Below are 17,300 nucleotides of genomic sequence, written 5' to 3'. Positions count from 1 at the left end.
AAACTCTCCAAAAGATGTCTTCAGAGATGTTCTCCCAGCCAACATCCATCATGAATGTCAACCAAAGGAATCCGTCATCAAATGACGGGGTTGTGCATCATGCACTGGCTTTTAGCACACTGTTGAGTTCTCAAGAAACGGACTTGCTTTTTTGTTTTGAAGCTTTTTTGTTGCTGTTGTGTCTTTATCTTTTCAGCGTTTCCCGCTAGTGTCAAACTGGCACTTTTTGCGGTTCCTGCCGAAGAGCAACCCCTCTAACTTAGCCAAGTTCCAGACGATGTCAAATCGCCCGGATTTCCGGACCTTGTTGTGTGGGGTTTGCCGAACCAGGTCGACGTGTTAAAGATTAACAGCTCCCCGGAGCGCTTCCGCACGGCCGCGAGGTCACGGCTCGGTCAGTTGATCGCCAACAGTGGATCTCCGCCGGTCAGACGGGTAGAAACGGCTCATGATCCAGCTGCCCCGCGCCCTGGTCGTCCTGCTGACCACGGCGGCGGCGGTCGTGACCCTCGCCGGTGTCCAGGCCGTCGGGTCGATCGTCGGTCCGGTCATGCTGGCGTTGGTGCTGGTCGTGGCGGTGTCACCGATCAGGGGTGTGCTGGAACGCAGGGGCGCGCCGCAGTGGGTTCAGGTGGCGGTGCCCTTTCTGGTGGTCCTGCTGGTGCTGGTGGGGATGATCGCGATCATCGCGGTGGCCGCCGCGCAGCTCGCGGAGATCGCACCTTCGTACACGGACAAGTTCGCCGCGCTGGCGGCGGAGGCGCGCGCTTTCGCGGCCGAGCTCGGTTACGGGACCGACCAGATCAACAATGCGGTCGAGTCGTTCGATCCGAGCCGGCTGCTGCCGATCGCCCAGGGACTGCTGGCCGGAGCGCTGGGGGCCGGGTCGGCGCTGTTCCTCATCGTGGTGCTGTCGCTGTCGATGAGCCTCGACGCGCCGGGGTTCACCCGGATCATCCGCGCGGCCGAGAAGGAGCGGCCCGAGATGCACGCCGCCCTCACCGCGTTCGCGTCGCGGACACGGCGGTATCTGTGGGTGTCCACGGTTTTCGGCGTCATCTGTGCGGTACTCGATGTGATCGCGCTGCTCTTCCTGAGCGTGCCACTGCCACTGCTCTGGGGGATTCTGGCGCTGATCACCAACTATGTGCCGAACATCGGCTTCATCCTCGGGCTGGTGCCGCCGGCGCTGCTCGGGCTGCTCGACGGGGGCTTTTCGACGATGGTGCTGGTGATCCTGGCGTACATCGTGATCAACGTAGTGGTGCAGTCGTTCGTGCAGCCGAAGTTCCTCGGTGACGCCGTCGGGCTGTCGACCACGATGACGTTGATCTCGCTGATCGTGTGGGCCTTCGTGATCGGGCCGCTGGGGGCGTTGCTGGCGATTCCGCTGTCGCTGCTGGTCAGGGCGCTGGTGATCGACAGTGATCCGTCCGCGCGGTTCGCGCGGGCGCTGGTTTCGGGGGAACCGCCTCCGCCGGAGCGAACCGCGGCATAGGGTCACCGGATGCGCAGATGGGACATCGACGAACGGCAGACCGGGATCGCCGATGGAACGGCGATGGACCCCCAGGTCGAGAGCCTGATGGCGGGGATGCGCCGGGACGGCTGGGTGACCGAGGAGCCGGAGGTCCACCTGCTGCCGCACCTGAAGAAGGCGTGTGGCGAGACGTGGCGGATCGTGGGTGACCGGCTCCTCGACGACGGGGTCTACGAGGTGACCCTCGCGACCGGCGAGGAGCTGTCAGGTGTCGCGCTGCACCGTGCCGCTATCGGTCTTCTGTCGGCGATCGCCGAGCCCGTCTTCTTCGTGCGGCAGAGCGAGCCCCGGGTCTTCGACTGTGTCACGGGGGTGCTCGACGGCGACCCGCCCGGGTTCAAGAGTCACGGCCACCTGGTTCGCCTGATCGTCGAATGAGCGGCGGGCCCATGGCATCGCGGCGATGAGCAGCGGGAACAGCACGACCGAGCTGATCGCCCACGGCGAGTGGAGTGCGCCCCAGTCTTGGCCGCGGAACTGGGTGAGCACCAGATAGCCGGTCGCGGCCCACAGCGAGCTGCCGATGATGACCGGCCAGGCCCACTTCGTGGGGCGGGCGATCAGGAACGGCATGAACCAGAGCAGGTACTGCGCGCCCAGGCGGGGCGTGACGACCATGAAGCCCAGCAGGATCGCGATCGACACGTCGATCGGGTCGGCCTTGCGCCACCACCACAGGCAGAACGCGGCCACGGCGTAGATCAGATATTGGCCGACGACGAGCTTCCACGGCGTGAGGTCCCAGTTGCCGCCGTTGATCACGGCGGTCCAGCCCCAGTCGCCGGTGATCGGCCGCACGGCGCTCGGCGCCAGGCTGATCTCCCTGAGCACGTCGAGCAGCTGATCCCAGCGCACCCAGCCGCCGAGCGGCATGGTGAGCAGCACCAGGATCATCGGCACGGCCACCGTCAGCCCCGAGATGATCCGCGCCCGTACCCCCGGCAGGAACATGAGCATGCCGGGCACCAGGATGACAGGCCAGCTCTTCGCGGTCAGTGCCAGGCCCATGAGCAGACCGGCGTAGACGGCCCGTTTCGTGACCCCGGCCGCGTCGCGCGTGAGGAGACTGCGCACCATCCGGTCGGGCCGGTCGAGCAGCGGTTCGCTCCCCCGGAACCCACCGGGACCGCGCGCGACGACGTAGGCCGCCACCGCGAAGACGAGCGAGACGGGCTCGACCTGGCCGTGCACCGACGCGACGAGGATCGCGAGGGGGTTGCACGCGTATTGGAACGCGCGGAGCCTGCCCTGCCCCTGACCGGCCAGTTTGCCGACGAGAGGGATGAGCGCCAGGTCGGCGACGACGGTGACGAGCCGCCCCGCGATCTCCCATGGAATGCCCAGCCACATCAGCGACCCGTAGACATAGGGGATCGCCGGGAGGAAGTGCCACCCGCTGTTGACCGGGTTGCGCCCTTCGAGGATCGCCTCGCCCGCGGGCTTGAAGCTGTTGACGAAGTCGATCGGCTGCCATTCGCTGTCGGCCGCGAACACCATGACCAGCACCCGGACCAGGACCCCCACCCCGAGGATCGCCCAGATCGAGGGCTGCCACCCCCTCCGCTGCGCGAGGAGGGCGAGCACGACACCGGTGACGAGAAGGATTCCCGTGGGGATTGCGTAATCCATGACGCGCCAACCTTAGCCAGTCCTCATGACGAAAGAAGGCCGCAGACAAGGGCGGCAGCGAGGTTTGGACAAGTCCCGGACATTGCGCGAGCAACGAGTCTGACGTTGGACGTCCAAAAGCGCAGGCGGCTCGGCACCGCCGCTCCGTTCGTGGTCTCTTCTTCCGTTACGGCTCCGCCTGGCCGGCACCGCCCGCCGTCGCCGGATCTCCCCGCAGCCAACGCCAACCCCCGCTCCCGCATCGCCCCGCAACGACCCAGGCGCCCGGCACCTCACCGCTGCCATACGCCGCCCATGCAGGTGACACACCTCGCCATACCGGCGCCGACGCGCTCGGCATTGGACGCCGAACAGAGCCGTGCGCGACCCGGCGTCGGGCACGAAAGAGAGCGGTGCGCGCCCCGGCGTCCCGGCGTGGGTGCGCACCGCCCTCGGTTCTCGGTGCCTTCGGAAGCTCCGCCAAAGAAGCTTCTGAAGTGGTGCGCCGCCGGGGAACCACGTAGGGGTTCCCCGGCGGTCGTGCGGGTTAGAAGCCTCCGGTGATCCGGGTGAAGTCCCAGTTCGACTGGCTGATGCCGGAGCAGTTGGCCACCACGCCGCCGCCCGGGCAGGGGCGGTCGCGGTTGACGGACCACGTCGCGAAGCGGGTCAGGCCGCGCTGGAGGGCCCAGTCACGGATGGCCGTCCAGGCCGCGGGGGTGGTGGTCTCGAACTGGTCGGAGAGGCCGACCATGCCGGAGATGCCCATCTTCGCGTAGGCCTGCGCGTCGGTGTAGCCGTAGGCGGACTTGAGGACGTTCTTCAGGCCCTCGGAGGCGTTGATCGTGTCCTGCTGGATGTTCGAGCTGCCGAAGTCGAACGTCATGATGGTGAAGTTGTCGATCGGCACCGCGAGCGCCCTGGCCTGGTTGATCAGGCGGACACCGTGAACGGTCGGGCCCGAGGTGGAGGTGCCGAAGGTCACGGCGATCTTCACATTCGGGTTGTTCTGCTTGACGATCTTGAGGCCGTTCAGGATGCGGTCCTGGACGGTGTAGTTCTCGAACTCGTCGGTGTTCTCGATGTCGAAGTCGACCACGGCCGGCCCGGTGGCGTTGATCACCGTCTGGACCGCCTGCGCGTAGGCCTGCGGCGTCGAGCAGTTCGGGCCGAGCTTGTTGCCCTGCCAGCCGCCGAACGAGATCTGCACCGAGCCGCCGGCGGCCTTGATGCCGTTGATGGCGTTGATGTCGGCGGCGTTGTTCAGCGGGCGGTTGCCGTCCCAGGCCGGGTTGCAGCCGCCGCTCGACAGGATGAAGGCCATCGTGAACGACTTCACGCCGGTCGCCGCCATCACGGTCGCGGGGTTGGGCGGGTCGCCCCAGCCCATGTAGAGGTAGGGCGCGCCGGGCATCCGGGCGCCGCCGGTCGGGCAGCCCGTGGTGGAGCCGGTGACCGACCCAGACGAAGACGACTCACCCACGCTGTTGTAGGCCCTCACGGTGTAGGTCTTCGAGGTGCAGGCCGCGATCCCCGAGATGGTCGTCGAGGTGCCGGTGACCTGCGCGCGCTGGGTGCTGCCCTCGTACACGCGATAGCCGGTGACCGTGCCCGAGGACGCGCCCCAGCTCAGGGAGATGGACGAGCCGGTGGTACCGGTGACCGACGGGGTTCCGGGGGTGCCCGGGGCGCCGGGGTTGGTGGTGCCGCCGCCGCAGGGCTGGCCGTTCAGGGTGCAGTTGGCGGGGACGGCCGAGCCGGGCGAGGCGATGAAGCCGAAGCTCGCGGTGGCGCCGGGGGCGAGGGTGCCGTTCCAGCCCACGTTCGAGAGCGTGAAGCGCTGGCCGCTGCGGGACAGCACGGCGTCCCACTGGGAGGTGACGTTGCCGCCGGAGGGCAGGTCGAAGGCGACTGACCAGCCGCTGATGGTGGACGTCGTGCCGTTGGTGATGACGTATTTGCCTTCGAAGGCGGACCCCCACTCGGAGGTCTTGGTGAAGACGGCCGTGGCGGGGGCGGCCTGGGCGGGGGTGGCGACGACGAGGACTCCCGCGAGAGTCCCCAAAGCCACTAAAAGCGCACGTAGTCTCATCGAAACCGGTCCCTTATCCGAGCGCGTTCAGGTAGGCGCGGTGGTTGCGGGAGAACTCGAAGTTGTTGAACCGGTCCCAGTTGATCGACCAGGTCATCAGCCCTCGGAGGTTCGGGTAGACACCGCGCGGCCGGTACGTGCCGCAGTTGGTGCCCTTGGCCAGGCAGTCGAAGGCCTTCTGGACCTCGGCGACGCTGGTGAAGCCGTTGCCGGCCTGGCCCGACGCCGGCAGGCCGATGGCGACCTGGTCCTGGCGCAGCGCGGGGAACACGTTGTTCGGGTTGCCCTGGATCGGGAACCCGGCGAGCAGCATGTCGGTCATCGCGACGTGGAAGTCGTGGCCGCCCATCGTGTGGTACTGGTTGTCCAGGCCCATGATCGGCCCGGAGTTGTAGTCCTGCACGTGGAGCAGGGTCAGGTCGTTGCGCATCGCGTGGATGACCGGCAGGTACGACGCGGCGCGCGGGTCGGCGCCACCCCACTGGCCCGAGCCGTAGAACTGGTAGCCGAGCTGGACGAAGAACGTCTCCGGAGCCATGGTCAGGATGAAACGGCTCCCGTAACGGGCCTTCAGCGAGCGCAGCGCCGCGATCAGGTTGACGATCACGGGGGTGGTCGGGTTGTTGAGGTTGGTGTCACCGGCGTTCAGCGACAGGCTGTGGCCCTCGAAGTCGATGTCGAGACCGTCGAGGCCGTACTTGTCGATGATGGCGCCGACCGACTGGACGAACTTGTCGCGCGCGGCCGTGGTGCTCAGCTGGACCTGGCCGTTCTGGCCGCCGATCGAGATCAGCACCTTCTTTCCGGCCGCCTGCTTCGCGCGGATGCCCGCGATGAACTGGGCCTCGGTCTCCACGTTGGGGCACTCGGCGACCGGGCACTGGGTGAAGCGGATGTCGCCCGAGGTCACCGAGGTCGGCTCGCCGAACGACAGGTTGATGACGTCCCACTCGTTCGGCACGTCGGCCATCCGCGTGTAGCCGGAGCCGTTGGCGAACGAGGCGTGCAGGTAGCCGACCAGGACCCGCTTGGGCAGGCCGGTGGGCGGCGGCGGGGTACTGCCGATCACGGCGGTGACCGTGTTCGACTTCGCCGACTCGCCGACGGAGTTCACCGCGCTGACCTGGTAGCTGTACGTCCCGGCGGCGGGCCGGTCGACATAAGAAAGACCAGTCGGCGAGGCCATGAGCGAGCCGCCCCGGTAGACGCGGTAGCCCGTGGCGCCCGAGACGGCGGGCCAGGTCAGGGTGGCCTCCGACACGGTCTGGCTGAGCGACAGGACCGGCGCCGCCGGGGGCTGCGGGCCGGGCGGGTTGCCGCCGGGACCGTCGAGGACGAAGTCGTCGGCGTAGTAGGTGCCCTGGCCGTACCAGCCGTTGACGTAGATCGTTACGGAGGTCTGCGAGGCGCCGGTGGTGAAGGTGCGGGTGAGCTGGGCCCAGTTCGCCCCGGGGGTGGCCCAGGTTTCGCTGAAGCCGACGGCGCCGAGGAAGACGTAGTTGCCGCGCACCCACGCCGACAGCGTGTAGGCGGTGTTCGGCTGGACGGTCACGGTCTGGGAGCACCGCGCGAAGTCACTGCCTGCGGGGGTCGCGGCGAGGGCGCCGCTGCCCGAACGGACGGGGGTGGTGACGGCCTGGCTGCCCGAGGGGCAGTTCCAGCCGGTCAGGCCCGACTCGAAGCCGGGGTTGGTGGCGATGTTGGCGGCCTGGGCGGGCGACGGCGCGATGGCGCCGACGCCCAGCACGAGGGCCGCAGCTGCTATGAGGCTGCGGATCTTCATCTACGGCAACGTGTTCAGGTGGGGGCGGACGGTCCGGGAGAAGTTCCAGTTGTTGCTGGCGTCCCAGTTGATCGACCAGGTCATCGCGCCCCGGATGCCCGGGTAGGCGCGCGGCGGCACGAAGCTGCCGCAGTTGGTCCGGGTCGCCAGGCAGGTGAGGGCCTGGTTGACCATCGAGGGGGCGACGATGCCGCCGCCTGCGGCGCCGGGGCCCGAGGGCAGGCCGAGGGCGACCTGGTCGTCGCGCAGCCCGTTCTCGAGCTGGATGCAGGCCAGGGCGGTCAGGAAGTTGATCGTGCCCTGGCTGTAGGCGAACGCCTGGTCGCAGCCGAGCATCGAGCCCGAGTTGTAGAACTGCATGTGGACGACCGTGAGGATGTCCTTGATGCCGAGGGCCAGCTTGAAGTACTCCATGCCGGTCGACTGCATGTCGATCGTCTGCGGCGCCATCGTGATGATCAGCGACGAGCCGACGCGGCTGCGGAGCTGGCGCAGCGCATCGCCCATCCACTGGGCGTTGAGGCCGTTCTCCAGGTCGATGTCGACGCCGTCGAAGCCGTAGTTCTGCATGATCGTGTAGACCGAGTTGGCGAACTGGGTCGCGGCGGCGGCGCTGGCGACCTGCACGCGGCCGGTCTCACCGCCGACCGAGATGATGACCTTTTTGCCCTGCGCCTTCTTGGCCTGGACGTCGGCCTTGAACTGCGCCTCGGTGTACCCGCCGACGGCGGCGGCGAGGCCGGAGTCGAGGGCGAAGGTGACCTGGCCGGGGGTCGAGGTGGCCTCGGCGAACGCGATGGCGATGAGGTCGTACTCGCTCGGCACCGCCGACAGCTTCAGCTCGGTGGCCGGGTTGACGAAGTTGTGCCAGTAGCCGGTGAGGAAGTGCTTGGGCAGCGGCCCGATCGGGCAGCCGGTGGTCGAGCCGCTCACCGCGTCGCTGGCGACCGACTCGCCCTGCGCGTTGTAGGCCTTGATCGTGTACGTCTTCCCGGTGCACGTGGCCAGCCCGGAGATGGTCGCCGTGGTGCCGGTGACCTGGGCGCGCTGGGTGGTGCCCTCGTACACGCGGTAGCCGGTGACGGTGCCCGACGAGGCACCCCAGCTGAGCGAGATCGACGAGCCGGTGGTGCCGGTGACCGAGGGGGTACCGGGCTTGCCCGGGACTCCCGGCTGGGGCGAGGGCGAGGGGGACGGCGAGGGCGACGGGTTGGTGCCGCCGCCGCAGGAGACGCCGTTGATCGTGCAGTTGGCCGGGGTCGCGCCGCCGGGGCTGGCGATGAAGCCGAAGCTCACCGAGCCGCCCACCGGGATGGTGCCGTTCCAGCCGACGTTGGAGAAGGTGAAGCGCTGGCCGTTGCGGGACAGCACGGCGTCCCACTGGGAGCTGACGGCCCCGCCGGACGGCAGGTCGAAGGCGAGCGACCAGCCGTTGACAGCGGTGGGGCCGCTGTTGGTGATGACGTACTTGCCCTCGAAGGCCGACCCCCACGAGGAGGTCTTGGTGAAGGTCGCCGACGCCGCTGCGCTGGCCGGGCTTGCTACGAAGGGGATCACGACGAAGGCGAGCGCGAGCGAGAAGACCGCCGTCAGCGTTCGCCAGAGGTACCTGCGTTGCATGTCACAACCTCTGTGGGACGGGTGGGGGAACAGAGCTGTGGCCGCGTCCGGTGACTTGACGCAGTGGTTCAGGACTTCTTTTAGTAAAGTTTCCTAAGAGTTGTGGGGATCGTAGCCCGCCGATTCCAGCCTCACAAGGCCTATCCCGTTATCCGGTGAAACATGACGAAACCGCCCCGGAACCCGAGGCGGTCTATGTCAACAAGTGTCAGACCACTCTGTCAGTCAAGGCCGTGTTCCACCTTGTAGTCGCGCCACAGGTCGATCAGTTTCGGCATGGCCTCGTGGATGAACTTGAAGTATTCGTTCATCGTGCCGACCCGCCGGGCGGCCGGGGTGTCCTTCCCCAGCGCCAGCGCGATCTCCTCGGCCTGGTTCGCCAGTGTGACGAAGAGGTCGTTCTTCAGGACCGTCGCCTCGTACCAGGGGTTGTCGGGCAGCCGGTAGACGTCGCTGCGCGCGCCGATCTGGGGCTGTTTCTCCAGCATGCTCACCTGCATCAGGTAGCGCACCGCCCCGGACACCGCCGCCGGGCTCACTCCCAGGCGCTCGCCGATCTGGCCGGCGGTCAGCGCGTCTTCGTCGGCGGTCATCACCGTCATCAGCACCCGCGCGGCCATGCGCGGGAAACCCCAGCTCGTGAACACCATGGCCATCCGCTCGGTGGCCATCCGTACCTGTTCCTCGTCTCGCATCCAACCTCCCCACCGGAATATATACGCGATTCATACGCGTCACGGATTTCACAACTTCATGAAACAAGCGTACGGTCCGAAACATGAAAAACGCCATCGAGGTGTCCGGCCTCCACAAGGCCTTCGGCCGGACGCAAGCACTGAACGGACTGGACCTCACGGTCAGGACCGGGGAGGTGCACGGTTTTCTGGGCCCGAACGGATCGGGGAAGTCGACCACGATCCGTGTCCTCCTCGGGCTCCTCCGGGCCGACTCCGGCGCGGCCCGCCTGCTGGGCGGCGACCCGTGGAAGGACGCCACCGCGCTCCACCGCCGCCTCGCCTACGTCCCCGGCGACGTCACGCTGTGGCCCAACCTGTCGGGCGGCGAGGTCATCGACCTGCTGGGCCGCCTGCGCGGCGGGCTCAACCCCAAGCGCCGCGCCGCGCTGCTGGAGCGCTTCGACCTCGACCCGCGCAAGAAGGGCCGCGCCTACTCCAAGGGCAACCGCCAGAAGGTCGCCCTGGTCGCCGCGCTCGCCTCCGACGTCGAGCTGCTCATCCTGGACGAGCCCACCTCCGGCCTCGACCCCCTCATGGAGGAGGTCTTCCGCGAGTGCGTCGTCGAGGAGAAGACGTCGGGCCGCACCGTCCTGCTGTCGAGCCACATCCTGGCCGAGGTCGAGCAGCTCTGTGACCGGGTGAGCATCATCAGGAACGGCCAGACGGTCGAGACCGGCACCCTCACCGACCTGCGCCACCTCACCCGCACGTCGATCAGCGCCGACCTGGCCACCCCCCTGGCCGGGATTCCGGGCGTGCACGACCTGGTCGTCGACGGCACCCGCGTCCGCTTCGAGGTCGACACCGACAAGCTGGACGAGACCCTCAAGCACCTCACCGCAGCCGGGGTGCGCAGCCTGACCTCCCAGCCCCCCACCCTCGAAGAGCTCTTCATGCGCCACTACCAGGCGGCGGCGAAATGACCGGCACCCGGCACCTGATCCGGCTGATCCTGCGGCGCGACCGGGTGCTGCTCCCCCTGTGGGTGCTGATCCTGGCCGCCCTCCCGGCCGTGTACGCCGCCAGCTTCGCCGAGCTCACGCCCACCGAGGAGTCGCGGATCCTCTACGCGCGGACCACCGCGGCCGTCCCGTCGATCGAGGCGATGCTGGGCCCGGTCTACGGCCACAGCGTCGAGGCGCTGGCCACCCAGCGGGCCGGGCTGACCCTGCTGATCCTCGCGCTGATCAACGTGCTGGTGGTGATCAGGCACACCCGTACCGAGGAGGACGCCGGGCGGCGGGAACTGGTCGCCGCGGCCGTCGTCGGGCGGCACGCCCCGCTGGGCGCCGCGCTGATCGTCGTGGTCGGCGCCGACCTGGTGCTCGGCCTGCTGACCGCCGTCTTCCTGGGGTTCGGTGGCGGAGCGCTGCTGCTCGGCATGTCACTGGCCTTCGCCGGGATCGTGTTCGCCGCCGTCGGCGCGGTGGCCGCGCAGCTCACCGAGAACGCCGGACCGGCGCGCGGGCTGGCCCTGGCCGTGCTCGGCGTGGCCTACCTGATCAGGGCGGCCGGTGACGCGACCGGCTCGAACCTGTCGTGGGCGTCGCCACTGGCGTGGAGCCAGTACACCCAGCCGTTCGCCGACGAGACCTGGCTGCCGCTGCTGGCCTCACTGGCCCTCACGGCCCTGCTGTCGGGCCTGGCCGGTTGGCTGTCGGTGCGCCGCGACGTGGGCGGCGGGATGCTGCCGACCCGGCTCGGCCCCGCCGGCTCGACCGCGCTGAACAGCCCGTTCGCGCTGGCCTGGCGGCTCCAGAAGGGACCGCTGATCGGCTGGAGCGTCGGCTTCCTGATCTTCGGGCTGGCCTTCGGCGGCGCGGTGTCCGGCGCGACCGAGGCGTTCAACGGCAACCCCGAGCTCGCCGAGCTGTTCGCCCGCCTGGGCGGCGGGGTGTCGCTCACCGACACCTTCATCGCCACTCTGCTCGGCATCGCGGCCATCGCCGCCGCGGCGTACGGGATCCAGGCGGCCCTGAAGATGCGCGCCGAGGAGACCGCGATGCGGGCCGAACCGGTCTTGGCCACCGCGACCGCGCGGGTGCCGTGGGCGCTGGGCCACGTGGTCTTCGCGGTGCTCGGCCCGATCGTGGCGCTGTTCATGATCGGCGCCGGTCTCGGCCTCACGTACGGCGCCGACGTCGGCGACATGGGCCAGGTTCCCCGTCTGATCGGCGCGGCGCTGGCGCAGGCCCCGGCGGCGGCCACCCTGACGGGCCTGACGGTCGCGCTGTTCGGCCTGCTGCCGCGCCTGTCGGCGGTGGCGTGGGGGATCCTGGCGATCTGCCTGCTGCTGGGACAGATCGGCGCACTGCTCCAGCTCAGCCAGGTCGTTCTCGACCTGTCGCCGTTCACCCACACGCCCCACCTCCCCGGTGGCGAGGCGACCGTGTTTCCGCTGGTCTCGCTCACCGTGGTTGCCGTGGCACTCGTCGCGGCAGGGCTCTGGGGCTTCCGCCGCCGCGACGTCGGGGTGTGAAGCTATCCGCCGGGTGACGCCCCGAACAAGGGGCGTCACCCTCAGGCACGTTCCAATCCCCGAATTGTGACCTACATCACACCGTGAAGCCGCTGAAGAGCAGCAACGCGAGCCCGAGCGCGAGGATCAGGTTGAGCAGGGCGGCGCTGCCGAACACCACGACCGGCCGCCATCCGGCCTCCCGCAGCGACGACACCCTGAACTCCAGCCCGATGCTCACGAAGGCCAGGATCAGGAACCACACCCGCAGGTCGTTGGCGACCGCGATGGTGGCCTTCCCCTCGTCGGAGGAGACCGTGCCGAGATACCAGGTGGCGATCACCGAGGCGGCGACGAACCCGAGCACGAACTTGGGGAACCGCGCCCAGAACTCCCCGATCCCCGGCGCCTTGGCGCCCGGCGTCCGCTCAACCCGGAACGCGAACCACGCCGTCAGCGCGATCACCACGATCCCGATGAGCGCGTTCTGGGTGACCTTCACGATCGAGGCGACCGCGAGCGCGTCCTCGCCGACCAGCGCGCCGGCCGCGGTGACGGCGGCCGTGGTGTCGATGTTGCCGCCGATCCAGGCCCCCGCGACCTCGTCGGTCAGGCCGAACACCGAGGCCAGCCACGGCACCAGGAAGATCGACGGCAGCGCGAAGGCGATCACCAGGCTGGCCGTGTAGGCCAGCTGCTCCTTCTTCGCCTGGACGGCACCCGCCGCCGCGATGGCCGCGCTCACCCCGCAGATCGACACGGCCGACGCCAGCAGCGCGCGCAGCTTGTCGTCGATCCCGAGCCGCCCGGCGAGCCACCAGGTGAACAGGAACACGCTGGTGATGAGCAGGATGCCCTGGATGATGGCGGGCCCGGCCGCCGTGACGATCACCTTCAGGTTGATCGAGGCGCCGAGCAGCACCAGGCCGGTCTTGATGAAGAACTCGGTGCGGAACCCGCCTTCGAGCCGCTCCCTCCAGCCGGTGGCGGTGAGGATCGCGTTGCCGAGGAGGCCGAGGACGATGGCGTAGACGGGGTATTCGATGGCCTTGGCGAAGTCGCCCTCGAACCAGGTCGGGACGTTCTTCTCCAGGAACCGGGTGGCCGCGCCGAGCACCAGCACGACGACGACCCCGAGCGCGGCGGCGCTTCTTAAGGGCGTCCGGGTCTGGGTCATGGGATCAGCCCCGTGGGGATGACGCCGAGGATGACGAGCACGAGCAGGACGAGCCCGATGACGGTGGCCGCCCAGTCCTCGTTGAACTGGGTGCGGCTCTCCTGCCGAGTGGGGGGTTCGGTCATGCATTTCATACTAAACAAATAGGGATTGTCGGTAAAGCGGGCGGGAGTATCGTGACCACGTGTTCTTCGGCATCACCGACATATGGACTTATGTCATCGGCGCGTTCCTGATCGTCCTCCTCCCCGGCCCGAACTCCCTGTTCGTGCTCTCCACCGCCGCCCAGCGCGGCGTCCGCGACGCCTATCGCGCGGCGGCCGGCGTCTTCATCGGCGACACGGTCCTGATGTTCGCCACCGCGGCGGGCGCGGCCACCCTGCTCACGACCAACGAACTGGTCTTCACGATCGTCAAGTACGCCGGCGCGGCCTACCTGGCCTACATCGGGCTCTCCATGATCTGGGGCGCGTGGCGGACCAAGACCATGACCGGCGGCGTCGAGGCCCCCGCGCCCTCTCCGGATCCGTTCCGCAAGGCGCTGGTCATCAGCCTGCTGAACCCGAAGGCGATCCTGTTCTTCGTGTCGTTCTTCATCCAGTTCGTCGACCCGGGGTACGCCGCACCCGCCCTGTCGTTCCTCATCCTGGGCGCGATCCTGCAAATCTTCTCGGTGCTCTACCTGTCGGCGTTGATCTTCGGCGGGACGTTCCTGGCCGGTCAGTTCAAGCGGCGCCGGGTGCTGTCGGCAGGGCTCACAACCGGTGTGGGCGCGGTCTTCCTGGGCTTCGGGGCGAAGCTGGCGACGACGAGTTTGGGGTAGATCAACCACTTCTGGCCGAAAGCGTTACATCCCCCTTACCCGACACACGTCCCTTAAGGGGTAAGCCCGGACACCCCTAGGGGTCGGGTACTGTAACGGATCGGCCACGACCTTCCCAACGGGTTTTCACACACCACCCCACGGGTAGGCGCTGAAGCTTTAGCGTCGGTGCTCCGACGCCCAAAGGAGCAGCATGAACCACCCGCAATTCGCCCTGCCCCGGTTGACCGCGCTGCTCCGGACCGCGGTTCCCCGGCTGCTTGAAGGGGTGGTCGCTCCACTGGTCGTGTTCTACACGGCCTTCGCTCTGCTCGGGCTCGACGGCGGCCTCATCGCCGCCGTCTCCTGGGTCTACATCGGGGTCGCCTACCGCCTGGTGCGCCGGCGGCCGGTGCCCGGGACCATGGTGCTGGCGGCGATCGCGATCACCGTGCGGGCGCTGCTGGGGTGGTGGAGCGGGGACGCCGTCGTCTACTTCATCCAGCCCGAGCTCGGCACGATCTGCATCGCGATGGCCTTCCTGGCGTCGGTGCGACTGAACAAGCCGCTGGTCCAGCGGCTGACGCTCGACTACATCCACCTGCCGCAGTTCGTGCTGAAGCACGCGCGGATGCGGCAGTTCTTCGCGCGGATCACCCTGCTGTGGGCGTTCGTGCTGCTGTGCAACTCCGCCGTGAGCATCTGGCTGCTGCTGCACAACTCGGTGTCGACCTATCTGCTGGTGCGCACCTCGGCGGTGGCCCTGATCACCGGAGTGGCGTTCGCCGGGTCGATCTGGGCGTTCAAGCGGGTGCTGAACCGGATGCACGCCGAGCCCGCTTGACCTGAGCCCTCGCGGGCAGGGGTGGCTCCATGAGCACTCTGACCCGTCACCGCTGGCCCGGTCTCCTCGTGTTCGCGCTGGCCGTGGCGCTGGTCGCGGTGGTCGGCGGGCTGGCCGCCGCCAACGCGGGAGCCGTGTACTCCCGGCTCGAACTGCCCTCGTGGGCCCCGCCGCAGTGGCTCTTCGGCCCGGCCTGGACGGTGCTCTACCTCCTGATCGCGATCTCCGGCTGGCTGGTCTGGGAGGCGCGCGGGCTCGACGCCTCGTTGGTGCCGTACGCGATCCAGCTCGTTCTCAACGCCCTGTGGACGCCGTTGTTCTTCGGCGCCGGGCTCTACGGGACGGCGTTCGCCGACATCTCGCTGCTGTGGGTGGCGATCCTGGTGACCCTCGTGATGTTCCTGCGGCGACGGCCGGTCGCGGGATGGCTGCTGGTGCCCTATCTGCTCTGGGTGACCTACGCCGGGGCGCTCAACCTGGCCATCTGGACGTCGAACTAGCCGAAGATCTCGTCCCTGGCCGCGTCGAGGGCCAGCAGCGTCGCGCCGAGCAGCACGGGGTTGTCGGCCACCTCGCTCGCCCGCACCTCCACCGCCACGGGGCAGATCTCCTCGACGGCGCGCTGGACCCGTCCAGCCAGATCGGGACCGCCCGCGTGGCCGACGCCGCCGCCGAGCACGACCATGCCCGGGTCGACGACCTCCACGATCGTGGCCACACCCAGGGCGATGCGCTCGGCCAGCGCGCCGGGTGAGCCGGGCGCCTCGGTGACGAGGGTGTGCAGGCCGCCGCCGCGCAGCGGGAGGAAACCGACCTCCCCGGCCGCGCCCGAGACGCCCCGGCGCAGCTTGTGGTCGAGGACCAGCGCGCCGCCGGTGCCGGCGTCGAGCCAGAGGAGGGCGAAGTCGGCGCGGCCGACCGCCGCCCCGGCCCGGTGTTCGGCGACCGCCGCCAGGTTGGCCTCGTTCTCGATCACCACGCGCACGCCCAGCTCGCTCTGTTCGGCCGAGGCGTCGCGGGAGCCGTGGCCGGGGGCGCCGACGACGACGGTGTGCAGCGGGTTCCTGGTCACCGCGCGCACGGCGGCGACGATTCCCGGCCGTCCCTCGATGACCTGCTCGTCGACCGTCTCCCCCGCGAGGTCGGCGCACACCACGCTCACGTGTCCCGGGCGCACGTCGACGCCGACCACGTGGGCGCGGGAGGCCGCCACCCGCCACAGGCGCGCGTTGGGGCCCCGCCGGTCGGCGCCCGTCTCCCCGGCCGGTTCGATCAGTTCGGCGCAGTGGAGGCGTTCGATCAGGTCGGAGACCGACGGCCGGGACAGGCCGGTCAGCTCGCGCAGTTGCGGAGCGGTCAACGGGCCCATGTCGACCAGCAGGTCGAGCGCCATGCGGTCGTTGATCGCCCGCGCGGTGCGGGGGGTCGCCTTAATCATCAGGAAGCCTAACTGTTAATTTGATCGTACCCCTCGATTTCTGGAGTACGACATGCGTCGCGCGATCTCACTGGTCTTCCTGTGCCACGGGCTCGTGGCCGGAAGCTGGTCCACGCGCATCCCCTGGATCCAGGAGAACCTGGATCTGTCGGCCACCACCCTCGGTCTCGTCCTGCTGCTGACTGCGGCCGGATCGGTCGCCGGACTGATCGCCGCCGGGCCGCTGCTGGCCAGATTAGGAGCCAGGAGCGCCACCGCGATCCTGATCCCGATCTTCTGCCTCACCGTCGCCCTGCCCGCCCTCTCCCCCAACCTTCCCGTCCTCGGCCTGACCCTCGCCCTCTACGGCGCGGCCACCTCCGCCTCCAACATCGCCGTCAACGCCGAGGCGTCCGGCATCGAGAAGGCCGCCGGGCAACCGATCATGACGCGTCTGCACGGCATGTGGTCGGTCGGCCTGCTCGCCGGCGCCGGTGGCGGCGCCCTCGCCACCTCGTTCGACGTCCACGCGCCGCTCCACCTGGGCGCCGTCGCGGTCGTGACGGCGGGCGGCGCCGCGCTGGCCGCCCGTTTCCTGCCGGTACGACCTGACTCCCACGCCGCCCCCGCGCGACGGTTCGCCCTGCCGACCCGGCCGGTGCTCGCGATCGGCCTGGTGGCCTTCTGCTCCTCCTTCGCCGAGAGCTCGGTCGGCAACTGGTCGGGCATCTACGTGCGCGACGTGACCGGCGCCGACGAACTGGCCAGCGCGCTGGCCTACGTCGCGTTCGCCTGCACGGCGGCGGTCTCGCGGCTGTGCTCGGTTCCGGTGATCGTACGGCTCGGGGTCGTGAAGACCGTCCGGATCGGCGCGCTGACCGGGGTGGCCGGTGGGCTGATGGTCGTGCTGGCGCCGGTCACGTGGGTGGCCGGGGTCGGGTTCGCGCTGGTCGGGCTGGGGCTGGCGAGCGTGGTGCCGCAGGCGTTCAGCGCCGGGGCCGACGCGGCGCCCACGCCCGGGGAGGGGATCTCCGGGGTCGCCTCGTTCGCGCTGTTCGCCGGGCTCGGCGGGCCCACGCTGTTCGGCGTGGTCGCCGACGCCTTCTCGCCCCGCGTGTCGTTCCTGCTGGTGGCCGTGGCCGCCGGGGCGATCGCGCTGGCGGCGCCGGTGCTGCGTCCGCGAGTATCGGCACCCGTCCCCGTCCCCGTGTGAAAGGACCGC

General features: G+C 69.1%; 16 protein-coding genes. 8 read left to right on the top strand and 8 right to left on the bottom strand.

Features of this window, described 5'->3' with window-relative positions:
• Positions 1-209: hypothetical protein (locus tag ACYQ78_RS20180; RefSeq protein WP_459802401.1), on the top strand; the 209-nt coding region annotated here is incomplete at its 5' end.
• Positions 210-448: 239 nt separating this feature from the next.
• Complete coding sequence (locus tag ACYQ78_RS20175; RefSeq protein WP_459802400.1) at positions 449-1,498, top strand: AI-2E family transporter; 1,050 nt, start codon at positions 449-451, stop codon at positions 1,496-1,498.
• Between the two features lie 246 nt (positions 1,499-1,744).
• Here the strand turns inward: ACYQ78_RS20175 and ACYQ78_RS20170 are convergent, their stop codons facing one another.
• The 5 genes from ACYQ78_RS20170 to ACYQ78_RS20150 all read right to left on the bottom strand — a co-directional run bounded on the left by ACYQ78_RS20170 (position 1,745) and on the right by ACYQ78_RS20150 (position 9,338).
• A complete protein-coding gene (locus tag ACYQ78_RS20170) occupies positions 1,745-3,169 on the bottom strand; it encodes a hypothetical protein (RefSeq protein ID WP_459802399.1) in 1,425 nt (474 codons plus the stop codon).
• A 526-nt stretch (positions 3,170-3,695) separates the two neighbouring features.
• A complete protein-coding gene (locus ACYQ78_RS20165) occupies positions 3,696-5,219 on the bottom strand; it encodes a cellulose binding domain-containing protein (RefSeq protein ID WP_459802398.1) in 1,524 nt (507 codons plus the stop codon).
• 34 nt (positions 5,220-5,253) lie between these two features.
• Positions 5,254-7,023, bottom strand: a complete 1,770-nt coding sequence (locus tag ACYQ78_RS20160) for a chitinase (RefSeq protein ID WP_459802397.1) — start codon at positions 7,021-7,023, stop codon at positions 5,254-5,256.
• Positions 7,024-8,643: a chitinase gene (locus tag ACYQ78_RS20155; RefSeq protein WP_459802396.1), complete on the bottom strand. Its 1,620-nt coding sequence runs from the start codon at positions 8,641-8,643 to the stop codon at positions 7,024-7,026.
• Positions 8,644-8,864: 221 nt separating this feature from the next.
• Positions 8,865-9,338: a GbsR/MarR family transcriptional regulator gene (locus tag ACYQ78_RS20150; protein ID WP_459802395.1), complete on the bottom strand. Its 474-nt coding sequence runs from the start codon at positions 9,336-9,338 to the stop codon at positions 8,865-8,867.
• 83 nt (positions 9,339-9,421) lie between these two features.
• Between ACYQ78_RS20150 and ACYQ78_RS20145 the strand changes: the two genes are divergently transcribed.
• Entirely contained in the window at positions 9,422-10,303 is an 882-nt protein-coding gene (locus tag ACYQ78_RS20145) for an ABC transporter ATP-binding protein (RefSeq protein ID WP_459802394.1), read from the top strand.
• The gene (locus ACYQ78_RS20140; protein ID WP_459802393.1) at positions 10,300-11,859 is read left to right on the top strand and encodes an ABC transporter permease; all 1,560 of its coding nucleotides are present in this window, start codon (positions 10,300-10,302) and stop codon (positions 11,857-11,859) included. Before ACYQ78_RS20145 ends, ACYQ78_RS20140 begins: the two co-directional genes overlap by 4 nt.
• A 76-nt stretch (positions 11,860-11,935) precedes the next feature.
• On the opposite strand, the gene ACYQ78_RS20135 is transcribed toward ACYQ78_RS20140, so the two are convergent.
• Together ACYQ78_RS20135 and ACYQ78_RS20130 are read right to left on the bottom strand one after the other, a co-directional pair.
• Positions 11,936-13,015, bottom strand: a complete 1,080-nt coding sequence (locus tag ACYQ78_RS20135) for a YeiH family protein (protein WP_459802392.1) — start codon at positions 13,013-13,015, stop codon at positions 11,936-11,938.
• Entirely contained in the window at positions 13,012-13,140 is a 129-nt protein-coding gene (locus ACYQ78_RS20130) for a hypothetical protein (protein WP_459802391.1), read from the bottom strand. Before ACYQ78_RS20130 ends, ACYQ78_RS20135 begins: the two co-directional genes overlap by 4 nt.
• 59 nt (positions 13,141-13,199) lie before the next feature.
• On the opposite strand from ACYQ78_RS20130, the gene leuE reads away from it, so the two are divergent.
• From leuE to ACYQ78_RS20115, 3 genes are all read left to right on the top strand, one after another.
• Positions 13,200-13,838 (top strand): leucine efflux protein LeuE, encoded by a 639-nt coding sequence (leuE, locus tag ACYQ78_RS20125; protein WP_459802390.1) that lies wholly within the window; start codon positions 13,200-13,202, stop codon positions 13,836-13,838.
• 193 nt (positions 13,839-14,031) lie between these two features.
• A complete protein-coding gene (locus ACYQ78_RS20120; protein ID WP_459802389.1) occupies positions 14,032-14,661 on the top strand; it encodes a VC0807 family protein in 630 nt (209 codons plus the stop codon).
• 29 nt (positions 14,662-14,690) lie between these two features.
• Positions 14,691-15,161 (top strand): TspO/MBR family protein, encoded by a 471-nt coding sequence (locus ACYQ78_RS20115; RefSeq protein WP_459802388.1) that lies wholly within the window; start codon positions 14,691-14,693, stop codon positions 15,159-15,161.
• Here the strand turns inward: ACYQ78_RS20115 and ACYQ78_RS20110 are convergent.
• Positions 15,158-16,099, bottom strand: a complete 942-nt coding sequence (locus tag ACYQ78_RS20110) for an ROK family transcriptional regulator (protein WP_459802387.1) — start codon at positions 16,097-16,099, stop codon at positions 15,158-15,160. The two genes, ACYQ78_RS20115 and ACYQ78_RS20110, sit on opposite strands and share 4 nt — an antisense overlap.
• 52 nt (positions 16,100-16,151) lie before the next feature.
• Here ACYQ78_RS20110 and ACYQ78_RS20105 point away from each other — a divergent pair, with 52 nt between their 5' ends.
• Positions 16,152-17,291, top strand: coding sequence for an MFS transporter (locus ACYQ78_RS20105; RefSeq protein ID WP_459802386.1), 1,140 nt, complete (start codon positions 16,152-16,154; stop codon positions 17,289-17,291).
• Positions 17,292-17,300 lie beyond the last annotated feature (9 nt).

The sequence above is a fragment of the Herbidospora sp. RD11066 genome (genome assembly GCF_054661255.1).
The sequence above is the reverse complement of the archived record's forward strand: the minus strand, read 5'-3'. Positions and strand labels throughout refer to the sequence as shown.

Bases quoted from the DNA above. Each gene is read 5' to 3' on its own strand.
- ACYQ78_RS20175 (WP_459802400.1), top strand. From the start codon at position 449: ATGATCCAGCTGCCCCGCGCCCTGGTCGTCCTGCTGACCACGGCGGCG.
- ACYQ78_RS20170 (WP_459802399.1), bottom strand. From the start codon at position 3,169: ATGGATTACGCAATCCCCACGGGAATCCTTCTCGTCACCGGTGTCGTG.
- ACYQ78_RS20160 (WP_459802397.1), bottom strand. From the start codon at position 7,023: ATGAAGATCCGCAGCCTCATAGCAGCTGCGGCCCTCGTGCTGGGCGTC.
- ACYQ78_RS20155 (WP_459802396.1), bottom strand. From the start codon at position 8,643: ATGCAACGCAGGTACCTCTGGCGAACGCTGACGGCGGTCTTCTCGCTC.
- ACYQ78_RS20150 (WP_459802395.1), bottom strand. From the start codon at position 9,338: ATGCGAGACGAGGAACAGGTACGGATGGCCACCGAGCGGATGGCCATG.
- ACYQ78_RS20145 (WP_459802394.1), top strand. From the start codon at position 9,422: ATGAAAAACGCCATCGAGGTGTCCGGCCTCCACAAGGCCTTCGGCCGG.
- ACYQ78_RS20140 (WP_459802393.1), top strand. From the start codon at position 10,300: ATGACCGGCACCCGGCACCTGATCCGGCTGATCCTGCGGCGCGACCGG.
- ACYQ78_RS20135 (WP_459802392.1), bottom strand. From the start codon at position 13,015: ATGACCCAGACCCGGACGCCCTTAAGAAGCGCCGCCGCGCTCGGGGTC.
- ACYQ78_RS20130 (WP_459802391.1), bottom strand. From the start codon at position 13,140: ATGACCGAACCCCCCACTCGGCAGGAGAGCCGCACCCAGTTCAACGAG.
- ACYQ78_RS20120 (WP_459802389.1), top strand. From the start codon at position 14,032: ATGAACCACCCGCAATTCGCCCTGCCCCGGTTGACCGCGCTGCTCCGG.
- ACYQ78_RS20115 (WP_459802388.1), top strand. From the start codon at position 14,691: ATGAGCACTCTGACCCGTCACCGCTGGCCCGGTCTCCTCGTGTTCGCG.
- ACYQ78_RS20110 (WP_459802387.1), bottom strand. From the start codon at position 16,099: ATGATTAAGGCGACCCCCCGCACCGCGCGGGCGATCAACGACCGCATG.
- ACYQ78_RS20105 (WP_459802386.1), top strand. From the start codon at position 16,152: ATGCGTCGCGCGATCTCACTGGTCTTCCTGTGCCACGGGCTCGTGGCC.